This is a genomic window from Alsobacter metallidurans, from assembly GCF_014636935.1.
Classification (GTDB): Bacteria; Pseudomonadota; Alphaproteobacteria; order Rhizobiales; family Beijerinckiaceae; genus Alsobacter; species Alsobacter metallidurans.
In genome coordinates this window covers 2,012,692-2,033,983 of record NZ_BMES01000002.1, presented here as the reverse complement: position 1 = coordinate 2,033,983, position 21,292 = coordinate 2,012,692, and the positions used below count along the sequence as shown (strand labels likewise).

The following is a 21,292-nucleotide window of genomic DNA, read 5'->3' as shown; positions in this document are numbered from 1 at the left end:
TCAGGCGGCGATCCGTTCGTCGATCTGGCGGGACAGGATGGCTGAGAACTCGTCCGCGAACCCCTCGAGGCGGGCCTGCTGCTTGGCGGCCTCAGCCTGGAGCTTGTTGTACGCGATCACGGCCGGGATGGCGGCGAAGAGGCCGATCGCGGTGGCGAACAGCGCTTCGGCGATGCCGGGCGCGACGACGGCGAGCGAGGTGTTCTTGGAGGCCGCAATCGAGCGGAACGACGTCATGATGCCCCACACGGTTCCAAACAGCCCGATGAAGGGCGCGGATGAGCCGATGGTGGCGAGCACGAGGAGCTTGGATTCCAGCCGCTCGACCTCGCGATTGATGGTGACGTCCAGCACCTTGTCGATGCGCTGGCTGAGCCCCATCACGGATCGGCCAGCGCCCTCGAATGAGCGCTTCCACTCACGCATCGCGGCGACGAACACGGCCGCCATGGTGCTGGTCTGACGCTCGTTCAGCATGCGGTAGAGTTCTTCCAGCGACTGGCCGGACCAGAACACTTCCTCGAAGCGGTCCATGGCCTTGCGGGTGCGGTTGAACAGCAGCGTCTTGTCGATGATGATCGCCCAGCACCAGACCGACGCGGCCAGCAAGCCGAGCATCACGAACTTCACCACGAAGCTCGCGTTCCAGAACATGTGCCAGACGGAGATCTCCGGGGCGGCGAGGCCGCTCGCCATCACGTCGGTCGGGTTCATCGGCCAATGTCCTTTCGTCCTGCGGGCCCGCGTGCAAGGCGGGCGGCCGGAACGTGCTTTCTGCAGAGTCCTGAAGCGATCCGCGTCAAGTCGTCCCGGAATCCGGCGAAACTATGAGCGCAGGCCCTGAGAGAGCCGCGCTTCTTCGAGTTTCCGAGTTAAGGCCCCGTCAGGGTTAACGTCCGGTTACGGGCGTGCTTTCCGGGTGACATCGACGCCGGCGTCCCGTGCGGACTCGGTGATCCGCTGGCGGATGTCAGCCGGCAGGCGCGACGGGCGACCATGCACCACGGACGCGATCAGGACCTCGGCGGTCACCAGCACGTCATCTCCAAGCAGCACGCGCTGGTTCAGCGTCATGCTGGCGGCTTTCAGGATGGCCGGGCGCGTCTCAACCACGACGATGTCGTCCATGCGGGCGGGCTTCAGCCAGTCGATGGTCATGCGGCGCACCACGAAGCCGAAGCCATGGTCGCCATGCAGCAGCGCCTGGTCGACGCCCAGGTCGCGGATGAACTCGGTGCGGCCGCGCTCCAGGAAACGCAGGTAGGAGGCGTGGTAGACGACGCCCGAGAAGTCGGTGTCTTCGTAGTAGACGCGGATGGAGAGGGTGTGGGGCGCGAGCCGCTCACTCATCGCCGCCCTCGACGAACAGCCCAAACTGAGCTGGCCCGCTGCGGGGCTCCGCCAACCCGAGATGCCGGAACGCCTGCGGGGTGAGGAGCCGACCGCGCGGCGTGCGCTGGAGAAAGCCCTGCTGCAGCAGGTAAGGCTCGATGATGTCCTCGATGGCGTCGCGCGGCTCCGAGAGCGCCGCCGCGATGGTCTCGATGCCGACGGGGCCGCCGCCGAAGTTCACCGCCACCATCTCGAGGTAGCGCCGGTCCATCATGTCGAGGCCGATGGCGTCCACGTCCAGCAGGCGCAGGGCCTTGTCGGCGACGGCGCGCGTCACCGTCTCGGCGCCGTCCACGATGGCGAAGTCGCGCACCCGGCGCAGCAGCCGGCCGGCGATACGCGGGGTGCCGCGGGCGCGCTTGGCGATTTCGTTGGCGCCGTCCGGGGCCATGTTGAAGCCCAGCACGCGGGCGCCGCGGCTGACGATGAGCTCCAGCTCGTCCACGGTGTAGAAATTCAGCCGGATCGGAATGCCGAAGCGGTCGCGCAGCGGCGTCGTCAGCAGGCCGGCGCGGGTGGTGGCGCCCACCAGCGTGAACTTGGCGAGGTCGATTTTGACGCTGCGGGCCGCCGGGCCTTCGCCGATGATCAGGTCGAGCTGGTAGTCCTCCATGGCTGGATAGAGGATTTCCTCCACGGCCGGATTGAGGCGGTGGATTTCGTCGATGAAGAGCACGTCGCGCTCTTCCAGATTAGTGAGCTGGGCGGCGAGGTCGCCCGCCTTGGCGATCACCGGGCCGGATGTGGAGCGGAAGTTCACGCCGAGCTCGCGCGCCACGATCTGAGCGAGCGTCGTTTTGCCCAGGCCGGGCGGCCCAACGAAGAGCACGTGGTCCAGCGCCTCGCGGCGCGCCTTTGCGGCCTCGATGAACACCTTCATGTTGGCGCGCGCAGCGGCTTGGCCGACGAAGTCGTCGAGCACGAGCGGGCGGATCGACGACTCGAGATCGTCCTCGCGCTTTTCGGGCTGCACCAGCCTGCGGGGCGGGGGGGTCACCACGGGGCGCCGTCGGTCTGGATCATTGTGATGAGCGCGCGCGAATCCATTCGCCTGCATAGCATCTCCGCCCGGCCGCGCGCCAATGCTAGGCGGCAGGCGAGTGCCATCGCCGTGTCAGACGCCAGCACAGCGCGGCGGCGCCGACAATCAGCGCCAGAAACAGCAGCGGAAACCACAGGTCCGACGGCTGGTGAATCCGGCGCAGGCTGGCCAGCGCCACGAACGCGATGCTGAACGGAGCCACGGCCGCGAGGCACCGGCGAAGCGAGATCACGGCGCGCCGCCGGCTGACGATGACCAGTGTGAGGCCAGCGGCCAGCGCGGGGCCGCCGAAAACAAGGCCGAACGCCCCGAAAATGGCCAGGACTCCCCAAGCCGAAGCGTTCTGCGCGGACGGCACGCCTCCCAGCGAAAGGCCCAAGACAGCCACGAGGCCGCACCCCAGGCCCACCAGGGTCGGACCGAGCAAAACCGACACGGCCAGCGCGGCGAGACGGCTTCGCCAGGTCGGCGAGGCGGCGGGTCTGTCGACCTGTATGGCGTGAGTGTCGAGAGCCATGCTGAACGCCTGGGGTCCGCGACACGGAGCGTCGCACCGCGCGCGGATCAGGTCTGGATGAGCTCGATTCCGGAACAAATCAATGGGAACATGGCGTTAAGTTTACCGGTATGGCGGGCGAACCCGGCCCCGGCCCGTCTCACCGCGCCAGTTCGCGCAGCCCCAGCCGGATCAGCTGCGGCGCCTCGACCCCTTCGCCGCCATTCTTCAGCGCCGCCGCCACGGCGGCGGAAGCCTGCGCCTGGGGGTAGCCGAGGTTGACCAGCGCCGAGACCGCGTCCGCGACGGGCTTGGGCGCCGTGCGGTCCTCGACCGCGCCCGCAAGGCGCACCAGGGCGGGATCGAGCGCGCCGAGGCCGGGCGCCTTGTCCTTGAGTTCGGCCACGATCCGGGCCGCCAGCTTGGGGCCGACGCCGGGTGCCCGCGCGACGGCGGCCTTGTCCTGCGTGCCGATGGCGGTCGCCAGCGCGCCGCCGTCGAGCACCGAAAGAATGGCGAGCGCCACCTTGGCCCCGACCCCCTGCACCGATTGCAGAAGGCGGAACCACTCGCGTTCCCCGTCGGTGCGGAAGCCGAACAGCCGGATCGCGTCCTCGCGCACCTGCGTCTCGATGGAGAGCACCACGGCTTCGCCGGCCGCCGGCAGGGCGCCGAGCGTCTTGGCCGAGCACTGCACCACGTAGCCGACGCCATGGACGTCGAGGACGATGGAGTCCTCGCCATAGCTGTCGATGGTGCCCTTGAGTTTGCCGATCATCGCGTCATTCCAGCACTCTCAGCGCGCCCGCGCCAGCACGGCGGCTTCCAGCGCCCGGGCGCCGCGATGCTGGGCGTGGGTGAGCGCCACCGCGAGCGCGTCGGCGGCGTCTGCCGATTGCGGATCGCACCTGGGGAGCAGGACGCGAACCATCATGTGGATCTGGTCCTTCTCGGCATGGCCGGCGCCCACGATGGTCTTTTTCACCAGGTTGGGGGCGTATTCGGCGACCGACAGGCCCGCCTGCGCGGGCGCGAGCAGCGCGATGCCGCGGGCGTGGCCGAGTTTCAGCGTGGCGCGGGCGTCCTTGTTGACGAAGGTTTCCTCCACGGCGCACTCGTCGGGCTGGTGGGCGTGGATCACCTCGGCGAGTTGCTCGTGCAATTGCCGCAGGCGATCGGCGAGCGTCAGCTTGCCGTCCGAATGAACCGATCCGCAGGCCACGAAGCTGAGGCGCGAGCCCAAGGTGTCGACAACGCCCCAGCCCGTGTTGCGGAGGCCGGGGTCGATGCCAAGAATGCGAATCGCCTGGATGCTCATACGGGCGAGTTAGCCCGAGCGCAGGCTGCGCCGCCAGTGCGACGGCGCCTCTGTCCAGGTTCAGCCGGCGATCTTGGCCATCAGGGCGTCGGAGAATTCGGCGTTGGAGTAGACGTTCTGGACGTCGTCGTTCTCCTCCAGCGTGTCGAGCAGCTTAAGGATCTTCTCGCCGGCCTCGTCATCCACCGCGATGCTGTTTTGGGCGCGCCAGACCAGCGACGCCTTGCGGGGCTCGCCGAACTTCTCTTCCAGCGCCTTGGCGACGTCGCGAAGGGACTCCATCGACGTCACGATCTCATGGCCGTTCTCGCCGGTGGAGACGTCGTCGGCGCCGGCCTCGATGGCGGCCTCCATCATGGCGTCCTCGCTGGCCGCCTCGGCGTTGAACTCCACAACGCCGACATGGTCGAACATGAACGACACCGCGCCAGTCTCGGCCAGGCTGCCGCCCGCCTTGGTGAAGGCGGAGCGCACCTCGCCGCCGGTGCGGTTGCGGTTGTCGGTGAGCGCTTCGATGATCACCGCGACGCCCCCGGGCGCATAGCCCTCGTAGCGGATCTCGTCGTAGTCCTCCGAGTCGGAGCCCATCGCCTTCTTGATGGCGCGGTCGACGTTGTCCTTGGGCATGTTCTCGGCGCGGGCGGCCTGAATGGCGGCGCGCAGGCGGGCGTTCATGTTCGGGTCGGGCAGGCCCATCTTGGCCGCGACGGTGATTTCGCGCGCCAACTTCGAGAAGAGCTTGGACCGCATGGCGTCCTGGCGGCCCTTGCGGTGCATAATGTTCTTGAACTGGGAATGGCCGGCCATGGCGAACCTCGGATGAAACGGGCCGGCGCCCCGCGCGCGGCCGGTCGGAATGGAGCGCGCGCCTTATACGTCGCAGCGTCGCGGAAATAAAGGAAGCCGATGGGCGGCGTCGCGCCCGCTATTCCCAGAAGTGCGGACGCGCTTCGGAGAGATGCGGGCCGAGCCTGATAGGCGCGACGTCCAGCGCGTGGCCGGTCTTGTCGCAGACCTCCACGGCGATTCCGGCGAGCGCGCCGGGGCCGTTCGCGGGCTCCATCCGGGCGCCCGGCGTTTTTTGCAGGAAGCGCCGGATCGGCTCCTCCTTGGCCATGCCGAGAATGGAATCGTAGTCGCCGCACATGCCGGCGTCCGACAGGTAGGCGGTGCCGCCAGGCAGGATGCGGTGGTCGGCGGTCGGCACATGGGTGTGCGTGCCCACCACCAGGGTGGCGCGGCCGTCCACGAAATGCGCCATCGCGAGCTTCTCGCTGGTGGCTTCGGCGTGCATGTCGATCAGAACCGCGTCGCAGACTTCACCGAGCGGACAGGCGGCGAGCTCGCGCTCCACGGCCGAGAAGGGATCGTCCAGCGGGTCGATGTACAGCCGCCCCATGGCGTTGACGACGAGCACGCGCGCGCCGTTGCGGGCTTCCACCACGGTGGCGCCGCGGCCGGGCGTGCCGGGGGGATAGTTGGCCGGGCGGATCAGGCGGGTCTGACGCTCGATGAAAACCAGCGCCTCACGCTGGTCGAAGGAGTGGTTGCCCAGCGTCACGGCGTCGGCGCCGGCCGAAAGGAGATCGTCGCAGATGGCTTCCGTGATGCCGAAGCCGCCGGCCGCGTTCTCGCCGTTGATCACGACGCAATCGAGTTTCCAGCGCTCGCGCAGCGCCGGCAGCTGGTCCACGACCACATTGCGGCCGGAGCGCCCGACGACATCACCAAGGAAGAGCAGGCGCATGGGTCAATCTCATAGGTGGGACGGGCGAATGACTTCGCGCTCGGTGAGGATCCAGTCGAGCCGTCGGTCATGCGCTTCTGCGGGCACTCGCTCGACTTCCTGCAGCGAGAATGCAAGGCCTACGATGGTCAGCGGCTTGCCGTCAGCCAACATCCGCTCGATGGCGCGATCGTAATGCCCCTTGCCGTAGCCCACGCGGTCGCCAAAGCGGTCGAACGCCGCCATGGGAGCGAGCATCACGCGAGGGCGAGCTTCCGGCGCGGTCTGGGGAGGTTCGCTCAGGCCGAAACCGGCTTTATCGAGCAAGTCGCCGAACGCATAGGCGCGGAATTCGAGCCCTGTTTCCCGCACGACCGGCAGGCAGAGCCCAGCGCCAAGCTGGGCGAGGCGTCGCATCAAGGGGCGGGGGTCGACTTCGCTCCGGATCGGCCAGAATCCCGATACCGGGCCTTCTCCGAGTTCGTCGAGAAAGGGCAGGGGGTGTTCGGCCATCGCCGCAGACATCCGGGCGCGGTCCGCCTCCGACAAGGCGTCTCGCCGGGACAGAACGTCCTGGCGGATCGCTGACTTGTCGTTCGGTCGCGTCATCGAAATGCCGAGTGCGGAGCCACAGTGGCCGTGGGACGATCGATCCCGGGAAACCTACAGCGTAGGTGGGCGCCGTGTGCCCGAGTCCAGGGACAAGGGCGGGGACAGCTCCCGTTAGGATCGATAAGGCCCCGGGGATACATGGTCCTCACGCACCCCGCAGCCCCGCGGTCCTGAATCTAGGTAGGCTGAAAGCGAATTGCCAGTCCTATTTGCGGCTCAGTTTCCGCCACGAGACGTGCGCTCCCGCACAGACAACGGTTGAGCGCCCGGCGAAGTCAGCCGTTTTGGGTTGGCGCGAGGCTGCGCGCGACGGCTTCGATCCGGTCCGCGGCTTCCATCACCGCGGAGGCGATCTCGGCCTCTGTCTCGCCGAGCGAGCTTTCGACGCGATCATGCGATTCGCGCAGTTGGGCGACTTCACCCTCCAGCCGCGCGATGCGGTTGCGCATCTCTTCGCGCTCATCGAGGAACGTGATGGCGGCCATCACGGTAAGCCGGTTGTCGCCGATTTCGCCGAAACCCTTGCGCATTTCGCCGATTTTGGCATCCACCTCGGCCGCAAGGCTGCGCAGGTGGTCTTCCTGGCCGTCGTCGCACGCGATGCGATAAATCTTGTCGGCAATCGTGACCGTGACTTGTCCCAAACTCACCTCCGACTCGACACGCCCACGCGCCGACGATGACTAGCCCCGACCCACGGCGGCGTCGAGGACCGATCGCACGTCGCCCAAAGCGCGATCGACACGCCGGGCGAGTTCGTCGGTGGTCGCCTCCAGCCGCTTGCCGTACGCCACGGAGCCGTCCAACTCCACGGCCAGCCGCGCGCGGTCGTCCTGCATGAGGGCGAGTTCGGTTTCCAACGTGCCCTTGGATCGCTCGGCCTCCGCGCGCCGCGCCGCCGCGACCTCGAGCACGCTGATGGATGCGAGGAGACGGGCGAGCGCCTGGTCAACGGCAGGGGAGCTTGGCATCGGACTCCGGGCGATAGCGTGGGACCAGCGCCGATCGGGAGAATCAGGGGGCTGTCGCTTGCTGATCAAAAAAGTGTAGGGGCCGGCCGGATGAGGCGTCAACGCCCGTCGGGCCGCTCGAACGCCCGTCAACACCGCTCCTACGTCGAAAGAACGCCCGGCTGGCGGACGTTGCGCGGCGCTTACGTCTTTCCCGCGAGCGTCTGGCGCGGTGGCGTCATGCGGCGGGGGTAAGACGCATTTTCAGCCTCGGCCGGGCGTGCGCCCGTAGCGGAAAGGATGAGGCCGGCGAGGCGGCCGAAGCCGTTGAGCGGCCTGCCCTCACATTGACTCGCTTTGGCAGGATGCTATCAGTCCGCCCGTTTCCAGCACGGTGAGACCATGAATTTCAGTGACCAGCACGTGCCTATGGCCAACGCCATCCGTTCCCTCGCGATGGACGGGGTCGAGAAGGCGAAATCCGGCCACCCGGGCCTTCCCATGGGCGCGGCCGACGTCGCTACGGTGCTCTTCACAAGGTTCCTGAAGTTCGACCCCACCGACCCGCACTGGCCCGACCGCGACCGGTTCGTGCTGTCGGCCGGCCATGGCTCGATGCTGCTCTATTCGCTGCTGTTCCTCACGGGGACGCAGGGCATGGCGCTGGACGACTTGAAGTCATTTCGCCAGATGGGCTCCAAGACCCCGGGTCATCCCGAATACGGCCACACCCTGGGCGTTGAGACCACGACCGGCCCGCTCGGGCAGGGCTTGGCCACCGCGGTCGGCATGGCGATGGCGGAGCGTCACCTCGCGGCCGAGTACGGATCCGACATCGTCGACCACCACACCTATGTGCTGGCGTCCGACGGCGACCTCATGGAGGGAATCTCGCACGAGGCGATCGCGCTCGCCGGCCACCTGAAGCTCTCCAAGCTGGTGGTGATGTGGGACGACAACGGCATCTCGATCGATGGCCCCGTATCGCTGTCCGACAATGTCGACCAGCTGATGCGCTTCCAGGCCGCCGGCTGGGCGGCTGAACGCGTCGACGGGCATGACCCCGCCGCCATCGAGGCGGCGCTGGAGCGCGCCCGCAAGGCGGACCGGCCGAGCCTGATCGCCTGCAAGACCATCATCGGCTTTGGCTCGCCCAAGCGCGCCGGCACCTCCAAAGCGCACGGCGAGCCGCTGGGCGCCGAGGAGCTCGCGGCCGCCAAGGCCCAGTTGAACATTTCGCCGGAGCCTTTCTCGGTTCCGCCGGACGTGCTCGACGCCTGGCGCGAGTCCAGCCAGCGCGGCAAGCCCGCTCATGAGGCGTGGAAGGAGCGCGTCGCCAAGCTGGACCCGGCCGTTCGCGCCGAATTCGAGCGTCGCCAGAGCGGCGCTCTGCCGGCCGGCTTCAAGGCCGCATTGAAGGGGTTCAAGGACAAGCTTGCCGCCGAGCCGCCGACGCTGGCGACTCGCAAGTCATCCGAGCTGGCGCTCGAGACCATCACGGAGGCCGTGCCCGAGCTGCTGCTCGGCTCCGCCGACCTGACGGGCTCCAACAACACCCGCACTAAGAACGCCCAGCCGATCACCCCGGCGGACTTCTCGGGTCGCTACATCCATTACGGCATCCGCGAGCACGGCATGGCGGCCGCCATGAACGGCATGGCGCTGCATGGCGGCGTCATCCCGGGCGGCGGCACCTTCATGGTGTTCACGGACTATTGCCGGCCCGCGATCCGCCTGTCGGCATTGATGGGCTTGCGCGTCGTCTATGTGATGACGCACGACTCGATCGGCCTTGGCGAGGATGGACCGACGCACCAGCCCGTGGAGCATTTGGCCGCGTTGCGGGCCATCCCGCATCTCAATGTGTTTCGCCCGGCCGACGCCATGGAGACTGCTGAGTGCTGGCAGTACGCGCTTGAGCACAAAAACGCGCCCAGCATCCTGGCGCTGACACGCCAGAACCTGACGCCCTTCCGCAAGAGCGCAACCGACGAGAACCTCTGCGCCAAGGGGGCCTACGAGGCCTCCCCGGCGACGGGCGGCGCCGCCAAGGTGGCGATCTTCGCGTCGGGATCAGAGGTCGAGATCGCGTTCGCGGCGCAGAAGCTGCTGGCCGACAAGGGCGTGCCTGCCCGCGTCGTCTCCGTGCCGTGCATGGACATTTTCCTGGCGTTGCCCGAAGCCGAGCGCGCCGCCGTGATCGGCGACGCTCCGGTGAAGATCGCCGTCGAGGCCGGCCTGCGCATGGGCTGGGACGAGGTGATCGGCTCGGACGGGCTGTTCGTCGGCATGACGGGCTTTGGGGCGAGCGGCCCCTACAAGGAGCTCTACGCCCACTTCGGCATCACGGCCGAGGCGGTGGCGGAGAAAGCCGCGGCGCGGGTCTGAACCCACGCCTCATTTTTGCAGGCTGCGCGCAACCTTGGCCTCGGCTTTGCGTTGCGGCGGGGAGAGTTGGAGAAGGATGAGATCATGACCGTACGCGTCGCCATCAACGGATTTGGCCGTATCGGCCGCAACGTGCTGCGGGCCATCATCGAGTCCGGCCGGACCGACATCGAGGTCGTGGCCATCAACGACCTCGGCCCGGTTGAGACCAACGCGCACCTCATGCGCTATGACAGCGTGCATGGCCGCTTCCCCGGCACGGTGACGGTCGAGGGCGACACCATCAATGTTGGCCGCGGGCCCATCAAGGTGACGGCCGTCCGCAATCCGGCCGAGCTGCCGCACAAGGATCTCGGCGTCGACATCGCGCTAGAGTGCACCGGCATCTTCACGTCGCGCGACAAGGCCGCCGCTCACCTGCAGGCTGGCGCCAAGCGGGTGATCGTCTCTGCCCCGGCCGACGGCGCGGACCTGACGGTGGTGTACGGCGTCAACCACGACAAGTTGACCAAGGACCACCTCGTCATCTCCAACGCGTCGTGCACGACGAACTGCCTCGCCCCGGTCGCCAAGGTGCTGAACGAGGCCTTCGGCATCGAGCGCGGCATGATGACGACGATTCACTCCTACACGGGCGACCAGCCGACGCTGGACACCATGCACAAGGATCTGTACCGCGGCCGCGCGGCGGCGCTGTCGATGATCCCGACTTCCACGGGCGCGGCCAAGGCGGTCGGCCTCGTGCTGCCCGAGCTCAACGGCAAGCTCGACGGCTTCGCGCTGCGCGTGCCGACCCCGAACGTCTCGGTGGTGGACCTGAAGTTCATCGCCAAGAAGGCGACCTCCAAGGACGAGATCAACGCCGCCATCAAGGCGGCGGCCGACGGCCCGCTCAAGGGCATCCTCGGCTGCACCACGGCTCCGAACGTCTCGATCGACTTCAACCACGACCCGCACTCGTCCATCTTCCACATGGACCAGACCAAGGTCATGGAGGGCACGCTGGTGTCGATCCTGTCCTGGTACGACAACGAGTGGGGCTTCTCGAACCGCATGTCCGACACCGCCGTTGCGATGGGCAAGCTGCTCTGAGAGCCTGCTAACGACGCGCCTCCGGCCACGGCCGGGGGCGTCTTCGCTTTGGGGCCCAGGCCCGCCGACAGAGGACATCATGACCGCCTTCCGCACCCTCGACAGCGCTGACGTCTCCAACAAGCGCGTTTTGCTTCGCGTGGACCTCAACGTGCCGATGGAGAACGGCAAGGTGTCGGACGCCACCCGCATCGAGCGGGTTCTGCCGACCATCCGCGAGATCGCCGACAAGGGCGGCAAGGTGGTGCTGCTGGCGCATTTCGGCCGGCCGAAGGGCCGCGACCTGAAGGAGACGCTGCGCCCCGTCGCGGCCGTGGTGGCCGAGCATCTCGGCCGCCCGGTGGGATTCGCGGAGGATTGCGTCGGCCCGGCCGCCAAGGCCGCCGTGGACGCGATGAAGCCGGGCGACGTGGTGCTGCTGGAAAACACTCGCTTCCACCCCGAGGAAGAAAAGAACGACCCCGTTTTCGTGAAGTCGCTCGCCGAGAATGGCGACCTGTGGGTGAGCGACGCCTTCTCGGCGGCGCACCGCGCCCACGCGTCGACCGAGGGTCTCGGTCACGTGCTGCCGGCCTATGCGGGGCGCACCATGCAGGCCGAGGTGGAGGCGCTCGCGCATGCGCTGGAAGCGCCGAAGCGCCCGGTTCTGGCCGTGGTGGGCGGCGCCAAGGTGTCGTCCAAGCTGGAGCTGCTCGGCAATCTGGTGAAGAAGGTCGACATCCTGGTGATCGGCGGCGGCATGGCCAACACGTTCCTGGCCGCCCAGGGCAAGGCTGTCGGCAAATCGCTGTGCGAGAAGGACCTGCTCGACACGGCTCGCTCGATCCTGGAGACCGCCAAGGGCGCGAACTGCGAGATCGTGCTGCCGGTGGACGCCACGGTGGCGTCCGAGTTCAAGGCACACGCGGCCAACAAGGTCGTGTCCGTGGACGCCGTCGGCCCCGACGACATGATCCTCGACATCGGCCCGGCCTCGATCGAAACGGTGAAGGGCAAGCTCGCGCAGGCCAAGACGCTGGTGTGGAACGGCCCCTTCGGGGCTTTCGAGCTCGAGCCGTTCGACACGGGCACCAACGCGGTCGCCCGCGAGGCGGCCCGGCTCACCAAGGCCGGCCAGCTGCTCTCGGTGGCGGGCGGCGGCGACACCGTGTCGGCGCTGAACCACGCGGGCGCGGCCGAGGATTTCTCCTACGTGTCCACCGCCGGCGGCGCCTTCCTGGAGTGGCTGGAAGGCAAGCCGCTGCCGGGCGTCGAGATTCTCCGCCTGCGCTGACTTGGCCGCAGGCTCACAAACGACCACCTTATCGACACCAACGCCTGTAATGTCTGGCGTATCGTCCGGGAGACAAGAACCATGGCGCGCATCACCCTGAGGCAGCTTTTGGACCACGCCGCCGAGCACGGCTATGGCGTTCCGGCCTTCAACATCAACAACATGGAGCAGGCGCTCGCCATCATGGCGGCCGCCGACGCCACCGACGCGCCGGTGATCATCCAGGCCTCGCGCGGGGCCCGCTCCTACGCCAACGACATCATGCTCAAGCACATGATGGACGCCGTGACGGAGATCTACCCGCAGATCCCGGTCTGCGTGCATCTCGACCACGGCAACAACGCCGCGACCTGCATGACCGCCATCCAGGCCGGCTTCACGTCCGTGATGATGGACGGCTCGCTCAAGGAAGATGGCAAGACCCCCGGCGATTGGGAGTATAATGTCGGCGTCACCAAGACGGTGGTCGACATGTCCCATCTGGGCGGCATCTCGGTCGAAGGCGAACTCGGCGTGCTCGGCTCGCTCGAAACCGGCATGGGCGAGAAGGAAGACGGCCATGGCGCCGAGGGCAAGCTCAGCCACGACCAGCTGCTGACCAACCCGAAAGAGGCCGTCGACTTCGTGCGCGCCACCAAGGTTGACGCGCTCGCGATCGCGATGGGCACCTCGCACGGCGCCTACAAGTTCTCCCGCAAGCCGGACGGCGCCATCCTGGCGATGAACGTCATCGAGGAGATCCACCGGCTGCTGCCGAACATGCATCTCGTGATGCACGGCTCCTCGTCGGTGCCGCAGGACCTGCAGGACATCATCAATGAATTCGGCGGCAAGATGCCCCAGACCTGGGGCGTGCCGGTGGAGGAGATCCAGCGCGGCATCAAGCACGGCGTGCGCAAGATCAACATCGACACCGACAACCGGATGGCGATGACGGGCCAGATCCGCAAGGTCTTCGCGCAGAGCCCCGGCGAGTTTGACCCGCGCAAGTATCTGAAGCCCGCCATGGACGCCATGACCAAGCTTTGCAAGCAGCGGCTCGAGGAGTTCGGCACCGCCGGCAAGGCGTCCAAGATCGGCAAGATCATCACGCTGTCCGACATGGCCAAGCGCTATGCGTCGGGCGCGCTTGACCCGCAGTTCGGGGCGTCCGCCCAGGCGGCCGAGTAGGCTGCAAGCCGCTTGCGGCTCCTTTCCGGCGCGATTCCTGCGCCGGCCTGTTCATCCAGGCTCCGGGCTTTACGGCCCGGAGCCTTCGCACGATCGCCAGGACCATGACCGCTGACGCTGCCACTGCCCGCCTTGTCCTCATGACGCCGCCCGTCCAGGACGCCGACGGCTGGCCCGGGACGATGGGCGACGCCCTGCTGGCGGCCGTCGCAGCCGCTCCGGTGGACGCCGTGCTGCTGCGTCTGCCCAAGCTCGACGAGCGGAGCCTGCTCAAGGCCCTGAAGCCGTTGATCGCACGGCTGCAGGAGCACAATGTTGCGGTGCTGATCGAGGACGCTCCGGAACTCGTAGCCCGGTCTGGCGCTGACGGCGCTCATGTGAGCGACCCCGCGCAGCTGCACGACGCGGCGGAAGCCATGAAGACGCTGGGCCGCATGGTCGGCGTCGGCAATCTGCGGGCTCGGCACGACGCCATGGAGGCGGCCGAGGAAGGCACCGACTACGTGCTGTTTGGCGAGCCCCGCCGCGACGGCAGCCTGCAGCCGCTCTCGGGCGTGCTGGAGCGCGCCCAGTGGTGGGCCGAACTGTTCCAGACGCCCTGCATCGCGTATGCGCCGACGCTGGACGACGTCGCGGCGCTTGCCGCGACGGGATGTGAGTTCGTGGCGCTCGGAGACGCTGTGTTCGCGCATCCAGGCGGGCCGGCCGAGGCCATGGCGCTGGCGCTGGCGGCGCTCCGTAAGAGCGCAGAGGCTCCGGCCCGGTGAGGTCCACGCGCAGCAGGCTCTTGCGGGCGGCGCGGCTGGGCGCGGCTTTCGCGGCCCTCATGGCTGCGCAAGCCGGACACGCCCAGACGACCACGCCTGAGACCAGCGCCCCGGCGGCCCCGCCGCAGCCCTCCGCCACACCGCCCGCGCCGGAAACCGCCGCTCCGGCGACGCCGGCCCAGCCCCTCGACGTCGCCTACGGCGCCTATCAACGCGGGCTCTACATCACGGCCTTCCGCGAAGCGACCAAGCGCATCGCGGAGGATCCGAACGACGCGGCCGCGATGACGCTGCTGGGCGAGCTTTACAGCGCCGGGCTTGGCGTCGCGCAGGATTGGACCAAGGCTGCCGAATGGTACCGCCTCGCCGCCGGACGGGGGGACCCCAACGCGGCTTTCGCGCTGGCGATGCTGAAACTCGACGGCAAGGGCACGCCGCGCGACGCCGCTGAGGGCCGGCGCCTGCTGGAAAGCGCCGCCGACGCCGTGCCGGACGCCGCCTACACGCTCGGCCTCATGCTGCTGCAGGAGAACAAGGCTGAGAGCGACAAGCGGGCCGTGCAGCTTTTCCGGGACGCCGCTGACGCGGGCGACGCGGATGGCGAATACGCGCTTGCGGTCGTGCTGCGCGACGGGCGCGGCGTTCCGCGCGACAACGCCCAGGCGGCGGCCTGGATGGGTCGCGCCGCGCGTGACCGCAACGTCTCCGCGCAGGTCGAATACGGCATCATGCTGTTCAACGGCGATGGCGTGCGCAAGGACGAGACTGCCGGAGCCAAGATGTTCCTCAGCGCGGCGGAGCAGGGGAACCCCGTGGCGCAGAACCGCCTGGCGCGCATTTACGCGGCCGGACGCGGGCTGCCGAAAAACCCGGTCGAAGCGGCCAAATGGCACGCGATTGCGACGAACCAGGGCATCAAGGACCCGTGGCTCGACGAAAACCTGAAGGGGCTCAGCCCCGAGGACCGGCGCAAGGCCGACGAGGCCGTCCGCAAGTGGCTGGGCAACTAGGGCGCTTTTGCCTGAGCTGCCGACGCTGCGGCGGGCCGTCAAAATTCCTTCTCGCTTGACCTCGCCCGGCCCGTCGTGCTTTTGGGCGCGTTCTCCTCCCACGAAAGACGCTCGCGCATGGCCCGTATCAGCGGCAACGACATCCGTCCCGGCATGGCCATCAACCATGACGGCGGCCTCTGGGTCGCGGTAAAGACCGAGAAGGTCAAGCCCGGCAAGGGCCCGGCCTATAATCAGGTCGAGCTCAAGAACCTGATCGACGGCCGGAAGCTGAACAACCGCTTCGGCACGGACGACCGGGTCGAGGAGATCTCGCTTGAATATCGCGAGTTCCAGTTCCTGTACGTCGAGGGCGACAAGCTCGTTTTCATGAACAACGAGACTTATGAGCAGATCGAGCTGCCCAAGGAATTCGTGGGCGACAGCGCGGCGTTTTTGCAGGACGGCATGACGGTGACGCTGCGCCTCCATCAGGAGCGGCCGATCAGCATCCGGTTGCCCGAGCAGGTGGTGCTCACCATCACGGAAGCCGATCCGGTGATGAAGGGCCAGACCGCCGCGTCGTCCTACAAGCCCGCCCGGCTCGAGAACGGCTTGCGCATCCTGGTTCCGCCCTTCATCAGCGCCGGCGAGAAGGTGGTCGTCGACACGACCGAAATCACCTATGTGCGGCGCGCCGACTGAGATCGCACGCCCGTCGTAGCCCTGCCGAACGAGACCAGAGACACGCCATGATCCGCTCCGCCCTTATGACCGTGATGGTCGACGCCGTGATGAAGGCCGCTAAGGGCCTGCGCCGCGACTTCGGCGAGGTCGAGAACCTCCAGGTGTCCCGCAAGGGGCCGGGCGACTTCGTCTCGATCGCGGATCACCGGGCCGAGAAGACCCTCCAGGAGGCGCTCGAAAAGGCGCGGCCGGACTTCGGCTTCGTGATGGAGGAGAGCGGCGTCGTCGAAGGGCGCGACAAGACGCATCGCTGGCACGTCGATCCGCTCGACGGCACCACGAACTTTCTGCATGGCATCCCGCATTTCTGCATCTCGGTCGGACTCGAGCGCGAGAACCTGCTGGTCGCTGGCGTGATCTACGACGTGATCAAGGACGAGCTTTTCATCGCCGAGCGCGGCAAAGGCTGCTTCCTGAACAACAAGCGCATGCGCGTGGCGGCCCGCACGGACCATCTCGACGGTGTGTTCGCGACCGGAATCCCGACGCTGGGCCGTCGTGACCATCCGGGCTACCTGAAGCAGCTGTCGCGCGTGATGCTGAAGTCGAGCGGCGTGCGCCGCATGGGCGCGGCTGCGCTGGACCTCGCCTGGGTGGCGGCAGGCCGTTACGACGGCTACTGGGAGCAAGGCCTGAACTCGTGGGACCTGGCGGCTGGCGCGCTGATGGTGCGCGAGGCCGGAGGCTACGTGTCGGACGCGTTCGGCAAGGACGACGTGTTCACGGCCGATACCATCGTGGCCGGCAACGAGGACATGCATCGCGCCCTGCTCACCATCCTCAAGGACGCGCGCGCCGCCACCGCGTAGCGCTTTCCTGTTGTCCGGATTAAGGATTACGCGCCCGCCGCCTTGAATGAGGCGGGCAGGGGCGCGAACATGGCCGCCCCGATCGCGAGGCCCCATGGCGATTCCTCTCGAAATCCAGCGTTTGTCTTCTCCGCGGCGCCATCTGCTGCGGATGGCCGTGTTCCTGATCCTCGCCGCCTTTGTGGCCCTGATCCTCTACAAGGCGATCTGGAACGCCTTTCTGGCCAATCCAGGCCTGAACGGGCTGATTTTCGGCGTGCTGCTGATCGGCATCATCCTGGCGTTCCGGCAGGTGATCCGGCTGTTTCGCGAGATCCGCTGGGTCAACGCCGTGCGGGCGCCAAACCTCGAGAACCGCAACATCGACACGCCGGTGCTGCTCGCCCCGATGGCGGCGATCCTCTTGAACCGGCAGGGGCCAACCCCGGGCGGCTCCGTTACGGTGACGCCCGCCATGCTGCGGTCGCTGCTGGATTCGGTCGGCATGAGGCTCGACGAGTCCCGTGACATCGGCCGCTACCTGACAGGCCTTCTGGTGTTTCTGGGCCTGCTGGGCACCTTCTGGGGCCTTTTGGAGACCGTCGGGTCGGTGGGCCGGGTGATCCAGACCATGAAGGGCGGCGCGGATGCGACCCTGATGTTCGAGGACCTGAAAAGCGGGCTCGCCGCGCCGTTGGCCGGCATGGGCATCTCGTTCTCGTCCTCGCTGTTCGGCCTCGCAGGCTCGCTGGTGCTCGGCTTTCTGGATCTACAGGCCGCCCAGGCGCAGAATCGTTTCTACAACGAGGTGGAGGACTGGCTGTCCACCACGGTCGCGGAGCCGACGCCCGAAGCCTTGCCGATGATCGGCACCGGCAGCGGCACGGATGTGCGCGCCGCCCTGGACCGGCTTAGCTTCGCCGTGCAGGAAGCGACCGGCAGCCGCGGCACCACGGCGGCGCTGGCCAACCTGGCCGAAGGCATCCAGGCGCTGGTTCACCACATGCGCTCCGAGCAGCAGCTCATCCGCGACTGGGTGGAGAGCCAGGCCGGGCGTGACGCCGACATGCGCAAGCTTCTCGAACGCATTGCCGCAGAGGACATGCGCCGATGAGCCTCGGGCGCACGCGGCGTGGCCAGCGCCCCATCGACTACTGGCCCGGCTTCGTGGACGCGCTGTCGACGCTGGTGCTCGCCATCGTGTTCCTCCTTTCGGTGTTCGTGCTGGCGCAGTTCTTCTTGAGCCAGCAGGTCACCGACAAGGACCAGGCGCTGGTGCGGCTTACCCGGCAGATCTCCGAGCTCACCGACCTGCTCGCGCTGGAGCGCGTCGGCCGCAAGAGCTCGGATGACAACGTGCTGCTCCTGTCCGACACGCTTAAGGCGGCCGAGAACGAGCGCAACCGCCTGCAGGGGCTCGTCGACTCCAGCTCGGCCGGGGCGGCGGCGGCGGGCGGGCAGGTAGCGGCGCTCAGCAAGGAAGTGGAGACGCAGCGCCAGCTCGCCGCCCGGGCCGCGAACCAGGTCGAGATCCTGAACCAGCAGATCGCCGCCATGCGGCGCCAGCTCGCGGCCCTCGAGGAGGCGCTGAACGCCTCGGAATCGCGCGACAAGGAAAGCCAGGCGCGCATCGCCGACCTGGGCTCGCGGCTGAACGTGGCGCTCGCCCAGAAGGTGCAGGAGCTGGCGCGCTACCGATCTGACTTCTTCGGGCGTCTGCGGCAGGTGCTGGGCAACCGGCAGGACGTGCGCATCGTCGGCGACCGCTTCGTGTTCCAGTCGGAGGTGCTGTTCGATCCCGGCGCGGCGGGCGTGAACCCGGCTGGCACGGCGGAGCTCGACCGGCTCGCGGCCGCGCTGGTGACGCTGGATCGCGAGATCCCGGGCGATATCCCGTGGATCATGCGGGTGGACGGCCACACGGATAAGCGGCCGCTCTCGGGCTCGGGCGTCTACAAGTCAAATTGGGATCTCTCGGCCGCGCGCGCCATCGCGGTGGTGCAATACCTCGTCTCGCGGGGCGTGCCGCCGCAGCGGCTCGGCGCCACGGGCTTTGGCGAGTTCCAGCCGCTGGAGCTGGGCGACACCGACGAGGCGTTCAAGCGCAACCGCCGGATCGAGCTCAAGCTGACGGAGCGGTGATGCGCATCCGGCCCATGCAGGACGGCGACCAGCCCGCCATGACCCAGCTCTGGGTGGAGAGCTGGCGGGACGTGATGCGGCAGATCGACTTCGAGGCGCGGCGCGGCTGGTTCGAGGGCCGCATCGCCGAGCTGCGCCGGGATGGCGTCGGGGTGTTCGTGGCCGAGGACGGCGAGGGGCTGCTTGGCTTCGTGACCATCGATGCGCGCAACGGCCATCTCGACCAGCTCGCCGCCGCGCCGCGCAGCTGGGGGCAGGGCGCCGGGCTTACGCTTCTGAACCACGCCAAGGCGCTGGCGCCCACCGGCGTGCGGCTGGAGGTGAACGCCGGCAATGACCGCGCGCTGCGCTTCTACGAGCGCGAGGGCTTCCGGCGCACCGGCGAGGGCGTCAGCGCCGCCTCCGGGCTGCCGCTGTTCCACTACGCCTGGGAGCCCTGAGCGCGGCTACTCGGCCGCGTGCGCGGCCAGCGCGGCGGCTCCGGCCTCGAACTGCAGGCGCGCCAGCCGGGCGTAGAGGCCGTTGCGATTGACGAGCTCGGAATGCTTGCCCTGCTCGACGATCCGGCCCTCGTCCATCACAAGAATGCGGTCGGCCTTCAGGATGGTAGCGAGCCTGTGGGCGATCACGATGGTGGTACGCCCCTCCATCAGGCCGTCGAGCGCCTCCTGCACCAGGGTCTCGCTCTCGGCGTCCAGCGCCGACGTCGCCTCGTCCAGCAGGAGGATGGGGGCGTCGCGCAGGAGCGCGCGCGCGATGGCGATGCGCTGGCGCTGCCCGCCCGAGAGCGTGACGCCGCGCTCGCCCACGCGCGTGTCATACCCCTCCGGCAACGCCTCGATGAAGCGGTCGGCGGCGGCCTGGCGCGCGGCTTCGCGCATCTGCGCCTCGGCAGCGTCGGGGCGGCCGTAGCGCAGGTTCTCGGCGATGGTGGCGCCGAACACGACCGGATCCTGTGGCACGAAGGCGATGCGCCGGCGCAGGGCCTCGGGATCGGCCTCCACGAGCGGCACGCCGTCCACCAGCACGCGGCCGGCCTGCGGGTCGTAGAAACGCAGCAGGAGCTGCACGACGGTGCTCTTGCCGGCCCCGGACGGGCCCACGATGGCGACGCGCTCGCCCGGCGCGACCGCGAAGGACAGGTCCGAAAGCACCGGGTGATCGTCGCGGGTCGCATAGGCGAAGCGGACGTTCTCGAACGCCACGGAGCCGACAGGCGGCTGCGGAAACGGCGTGGGATTGGCCGGCGCCGCGATGCGGGGCTTCACGCCCAGGATCTCGGCGATGCGCCCGGCCGCGCCCGCCGCCGCGCTGACCTCGCTCCAGACCTGCGAGAGTTCGCCCAGCGCACCCGCGCCGAACACGGCGTAGAGCACGAATTGCGACAGCCGCCCGCCCGTGATCCGGTCGGCGAGCACGTCCTGGGCGCCATACCACAGCACGGCCACCACGCTGGCGAAGATCAGGAAAATCGCCACCGCGGTGAGGATGGCGCGAGCCAGGGTGGCCGTCCGGGCGGCGTGGAACGCGTCCTCGGCCGCCTGCGCGAAGCGTGCGAGCGTCGGCTTCTCGGCCGTGAACGCCTGCATGATTCGGGTCGCGCCAATCGCTTCGGTGGCGAAGGCTGAGGCGTCGGCAAGCCGGTCTTGCGCCAGCCTCGAGCGCTGCCGCACGGAGCGGCCCGACGCCACCAGCGGCAGCACGATGAACGGAATGGCGAGCAGCACGAGGCCGGACAGGCGCGGGCTGGTGATCACCATCATGGCGATCGCGCCGATGAACAGCACGAGGTTGCGCAACGCGATGGAGGCGCTGGCGCCAAAAGCCGACTTGATCTGCGTGGTGTCGGCCGTGAGCCGCGAAACGATTTCACCGGACTTGGCGGTGTCGTAGAAGCTCGGATCCAGCCGCGTCAGATGCGCGAATACGGCGGTGCGGACATCCGTCATCACGCGTTCGCCCAGCGTCATCACGAGGTAGTAGCGGGCCGCGCTCGCAAAGGCCAACACGGCCACCACCAGGATCATGACCGTGAAGTAGCGGTCGATGAAGCCGGCGTTCTCCGGAGAGAAACCATTGTCGATGATGCGGCGAACCGCCAGCGGGATGGCGAGCGTCGCCATCGAGGCGAGCACGAGGGCGGCGAGCGCGGCCGCGATCCGGCCGCGATAGCGCAATGCGAAGGGCAGGAGCGGCTGGAGGTCCCGCAGCGACGTCCTGTCCCGTTCGCCCGGGGCGTCCGCGGATGTCGGGGCCAACGGAGCCTGCAACCGGTTGGAGGGCGTCGCTGAAGCGGGATCGGACATCGTCATACTCGTTTCTCGGGCCTGGGCCCTTTATCGCAGCCGTGGCCGGCTTGTGCAGCGGTGCGCCCTGCGCTATAGGGGCACAACATCATTC

General features: G+C 68.2%; 23 protein-coding genes and 1 other RNA gene. 11 read left to right on the top strand and 13 right to left on the bottom strand.

What is annotated here, in order from left to right:
• The 12 genes from tolQ to IEV99_RS19805 form a co-directional block, all read right to left on the bottom strand.
• A complete protein-coding gene (gene tolQ, locus IEV99_RS19860) occupies positions 1–714 on the bottom strand; it encodes a protein TolQ (protein WP_188519440.1) in 714 nt (237 codons plus the stop codon).
• Positions 715–900: 186 nt separating this feature from the next.
• Positions 901–1,350: a tol-pal system-associated acyl-CoA thioesterase gene (ybgC, locus tag IEV99_RS19855; protein WP_188519439.1), complete on the bottom strand. Its 450-nt coding sequence runs from the start codon at positions 1,348–1,350 to the stop codon at positions 901–903.
• On the bottom strand, positions 1,343–2,389 hold the full coding sequence (gene ruvB, locus IEV99_RS19850; protein WP_280514679.1) for a Holliday junction branch migration DNA helicase RuvB: 1,047 nt from the start codon (positions 2,387–2,389) through the stop codon (positions 1,343–1,345). Before ruvB ends, ybgC begins: the two co-directional genes overlap by 8 nt.
• A gap of 88 nt (positions 2,390–2,477) precedes the next feature.
• Entirely contained in the window at positions 2,478–2,951 is a 474-nt protein-coding gene (locus IEV99_RS19845) for a hypothetical protein (RefSeq protein WP_188519437.1), read from the bottom strand.
• Between the two features lie 139 nt (positions 2,952–3,090).
• Positions 3,091–3,708 carry a Holliday junction branch migration protein RuvA gene (gene ruvA, locus IEV99_RS19840; RefSeq protein ID WP_188519436.1) on the bottom strand — a complete coding sequence of 206 codons (618 nt, stop codon included), beginning with the start codon at positions 3,706–3,708 and terminating at the stop codon, positions 3,091–3,093.
• 18 nt (positions 3,709–3,726) lie between these two features.
• Positions 3,727–4,248 carry a crossover junction endodeoxyribonuclease RuvC gene (ruvC, locus tag IEV99_RS19835; protein ID WP_188519435.1) on the bottom strand — a complete coding sequence of 174 codons (522 nt, stop codon included), beginning with the start codon at positions 4,246–4,248 and terminating at the stop codon, positions 3,727–3,729.
• A gap of 60 nt (positions 4,249–4,308) precedes the next feature.
• Positions 4,309–5,055 (bottom strand): YebC/PmpR family DNA-binding transcriptional regulator, encoded by a 747-nt coding sequence (locus tag IEV99_RS19830; protein ID WP_188519434.1) that lies wholly within the window; start codon positions 5,053–5,055, stop codon positions 4,309–4,311.
• A 118-nt stretch (positions 5,056–5,173) separates the two neighbouring features.
• Positions 5,174–5,995: a TIGR00282 family metallophosphoesterase gene (locus IEV99_RS19825; RefSeq protein WP_188519433.1), complete on the bottom strand. Its 822-nt coding sequence runs from the start codon at positions 5,993–5,995 to the stop codon at positions 5,174–5,176.
• Between the two features lie 9 nt (positions 5,996–6,004).
• Positions 6,005–6,583, bottom strand: coding sequence for a 5-formyltetrahydrofolate cyclo-ligase (locus IEV99_RS19820; RefSeq protein WP_188519432.1), 579 nt, complete (start codon positions 6,581–6,583; stop codon positions 6,005–6,007).
• Between the two features lie 12 nt (positions 6,584–6,595).
• A non-coding RNA gene (ssrS, locus tag IEV99_RS19815) (6S RNA) lies at positions 6,596–6,752 on the bottom strand.
• A 109-nt stretch (positions 6,753–6,861) separates the two neighbouring features.
• Positions 6,862–7,230, bottom strand: coding sequence for a cell division protein ZapA (locus IEV99_RS19810; RefSeq protein WP_188519431.1), 369 nt, complete (start codon positions 7,228–7,230; stop codon positions 6,862–6,864).
• Between the two features lie 39 nt (positions 7,231–7,269).
• Entirely contained in the window at positions 7,270–7,557 is a 288-nt protein-coding gene (locus IEV99_RS19805; RefSeq protein ID WP_188519430.1) for a DUF4164 family protein, read from the bottom strand.
• A gap of 381 nt (positions 7,558–7,938) precedes the next feature.
• Here IEV99_RS19805 and tkt point away from each other — a divergent pair, with 381 nt between their 5' ends.
• The 11 genes from tkt to IEV99_RS19750 all read left to right on the top strand — a co-directional run bounded on the left by tkt (position 7,939) and on the right by IEV99_RS19750 (position 19,332).
• Positions 7,939–9,924, top strand: a complete 1,986-nt coding sequence (gene tkt, locus IEV99_RS19800; RefSeq protein ID WP_188519429.1) for a transketolase — start codon at positions 7,939–7,941, stop codon at positions 9,922–9,924.
• 84 nt (positions 9,925–10,008) lie between these two features.
• Complete coding sequence (gene gap / locus IEV99_RS19795; protein ID WP_188519428.1) at positions 10,009–11,016, top strand: type I glyceraldehyde-3-phosphate dehydrogenase; 1,008 nt, start codon at positions 10,009–10,011, stop codon at positions 11,014–11,016.
• A 79-nt stretch (positions 11,017–11,095) separates the two neighbouring features.
• Entirely contained in the window at positions 11,096–12,289 is a 1,194-nt protein-coding gene (locus IEV99_RS19790) for a phosphoglycerate kinase (RefSeq protein WP_188519427.1), read from the top strand.
• An 81-nt stretch (positions 12,290–12,370) separates the two neighbouring features.
• Positions 12,371–13,459: a class II fructose-bisphosphate aldolase gene (fba, locus tag IEV99_RS19785; protein ID WP_188519426.1), complete on the top strand. Its 1,089-nt coding sequence runs from the start codon at positions 12,371–12,373 to the stop codon at positions 13,457–13,459.
• Positions 13,460–13,563: 104 nt separating this feature from the next.
• Complete coding sequence (locus IEV99_RS19780; protein WP_188519425.1) at positions 13,564–14,226, top strand: thiamine phosphate synthase; 663 nt, start codon at positions 13,564–13,566, stop codon at positions 14,224–14,226.
• Positions 14,223–15,236 carry a tetratricopeptide repeat protein gene (locus IEV99_RS19775; RefSeq protein ID WP_244643940.1) on the top strand — a complete coding sequence of 338 codons (1,014 nt, stop codon included), beginning with the start codon at positions 14,223–14,225 and terminating at the stop codon, positions 15,234–15,236. The genes IEV99_RS19780 and IEV99_RS19775 overlap by 4 nt, the downstream gene beginning before the upstream one ends.
• A 117-nt stretch (positions 15,237–15,353) precedes the next feature.
• A complete protein-coding gene (gene efp / locus IEV99_RS19770; protein ID WP_188519424.1) occupies positions 15,354–15,920 on the top strand; it encodes an elongation factor P in 567 nt (188 codons plus the stop codon).
• A 47-nt stretch (positions 15,921–15,967) separates the two neighbouring features.
• Positions 15,968–16,771, top strand: a complete 804-nt coding sequence (locus IEV99_RS19765; RefSeq protein ID WP_188519423.1) for an inositol monophosphatase family protein — start codon at positions 15,968–15,970, stop codon at positions 16,769–16,771.
• Between the two features lie 94 nt (positions 16,772–16,865).
• Positions 16,866–17,864: a flagellar motor protein MotA gene (locus IEV99_RS19760; RefSeq protein WP_188519422.1), complete on the top strand. Its 999-nt coding sequence runs from the start codon at positions 16,866–16,868 to the stop codon at positions 17,862–17,864.
• Positions 17,861–18,892 (top strand): peptidoglycan -binding protein, encoded by a 1,032-nt coding sequence (locus IEV99_RS19755; protein ID WP_188519421.1) that lies wholly within the window; start codon positions 17,861–17,863, stop codon positions 18,890–18,892. Before IEV99_RS19760 ends, IEV99_RS19755 begins: the two co-directional genes overlap by 4 nt.
• Positions 18,892–19,332, top strand: a complete 441-nt coding sequence (locus IEV99_RS19750; protein WP_188519420.1) for a GNAT family N-acetyltransferase — start codon at positions 18,892–18,894, stop codon at positions 19,330–19,332. Before IEV99_RS19755 ends, IEV99_RS19750 begins: the two co-directional genes overlap by 1 nt.
• A 6-nt stretch (positions 19,333–19,338) precedes the next feature.
• On the opposite strand, the gene IEV99_RS19745 is transcribed toward IEV99_RS19750, so the two are convergent.
• Complete coding sequence (locus IEV99_RS19745; protein ID WP_188519419.1) at positions 19,339–21,198, bottom strand: ABC transporter transmembrane domain-containing protein; 1,860 nt, start codon at positions 21,196–21,198, stop codon at positions 19,339–19,341.
• Positions 21,199–21,292 lie beyond the last annotated feature (94 nt).

What these genes read in the sequence shown, in the direction of transcription:
- IEV99_RS19755 (WP_188519421.1), top strand. Translation starts at nt 17,861, where the DNA reads ATGAGCCTCGGGCGCACGCGGCGTGGCCAGCGCCCCATCGACTACTGG.
- IEV99_RS19760 (WP_188519422.1), top strand. Translation starts at nt 16,866, where the DNA reads ATGGCGATTCCTCTCGAAATCCAGCGTTTGTCTTCTCCGCGGCGCCAT.
- tolQ (WP_188519440.1), bottom strand. Translation starts at nt 714, where the DNA reads ATGAACCCGACCGACGTGATGGCGAGCGGCCTCGCCGCCCCGGAGATC.
- IEV99_RS19830 (WP_188519434.1), bottom strand. Translation starts at nt 5,055, where the DNA reads ATGGCCGGCCATTCCCAGTTCAAGAACATTATGCACCGCAAGGGCCGC.
- gap (WP_188519428.1), top strand. Translation starts at nt 10,009, where the DNA reads ATGACCGTACGCGTCGCCATCAACGGATTTGGCCGTATCGGCCGCAAC.
- IEV99_RS19825 (WP_188519433.1), bottom strand. Translation starts at nt 5,995, where the DNA reads ATGCGCCTGCTCTTCCTTGGTGATGTCGTCGGGCGCTCCGGCCGCAAT.
- IEV99_RS19765 (WP_188519423.1), top strand. Translation starts at nt 15,968, where the DNA reads ATGATCCGCTCCGCCCTTATGACCGTGATGGTCGACGCCGTGATGAAG.
- efp (WP_188519424.1), top strand. Translation starts at nt 15,354, where the DNA reads ATGGCCCGTATCAGCGGCAACGACATCCGTCCCGGCATGGCCATCAAC.
- ruvC (WP_188519435.1), bottom strand. Translation starts at nt 4,248, where the DNA reads ATGAGCATCCAGGCGATTCGCATTCTTGGCATCGACCCCGGCCTCCGC.
- IEV99_RS19790 (WP_188519427.1), top strand. Translation starts at nt 11,096, where the DNA reads ATGACCGCCTTCCGCACCCTCGACAGCGCTGACGTCTCCAACAAGCGC.
- IEV99_RS19780 (WP_188519425.1), top strand. Translation starts at nt 13,564, where the DNA reads ATGACCGCTGACGCTGCCACTGCCCGCCTTGTCCTCATGACGCCGCCC.
- IEV99_RS19805 (WP_188519430.1), bottom strand. Translation starts at nt 7,557, where the DNA reads ATGCCAAGCTCCCCTGCCGTTGACCAGGCGCTCGCCCGTCTCCTCGCA.
- ruvA (WP_188519436.1), bottom strand. Translation starts at nt 3,708, where the DNA reads ATGATCGGCAAACTCAAGGGCACCATCGACAGCTATGGCGAGGACTCC.
- fba (WP_188519426.1), top strand. Translation starts at nt 12,371, where the DNA reads ATGGCGCGCATCACCCTGAGGCAGCTTTTGGACCACGCCGCCGAGCAC.
- IEV99_RS19845 (WP_188519437.1), bottom strand. Translation starts at nt 2,951, where the DNA reads ATGGCTCTCGACACTCACGCCATACAGGTCGACAGACCCGCCGCCTCG.
- tkt (WP_188519429.1), top strand. Translation starts at nt 7,939, where the DNA reads ATGAATTTCAGTGACCAGCACGTGCCTATGGCCAACGCCATCCGTTCC.
- IEV99_RS19820 (WP_188519432.1), bottom strand. Translation starts at nt 6,583, where the DNA reads ATGACGCGACCGAACGACAAGTCAGCGATCCGCCAGGACGTTCTGTCC.
- IEV99_RS19750 (WP_188519420.1), top strand. Translation starts at nt 18,892, where the DNA reads ATGCGCATCCGGCCCATGCAGGACGGCGACCAGCCCGCCATGACCCAG.
- ybgC (WP_188519439.1), bottom strand. Translation starts at nt 1,350, where the DNA reads ATGAGTGAGCGGCTCGCGCCCCACACCCTCTCCATCCGCGTCTACTAC.
- IEV99_RS19745 (WP_188519419.1), bottom strand. Translation starts at nt 21,198, where the DNA reads ATGTCCGATCCCGCTTCAGCGACGCCCTCCAACCGGTTGCAGGCTCCG.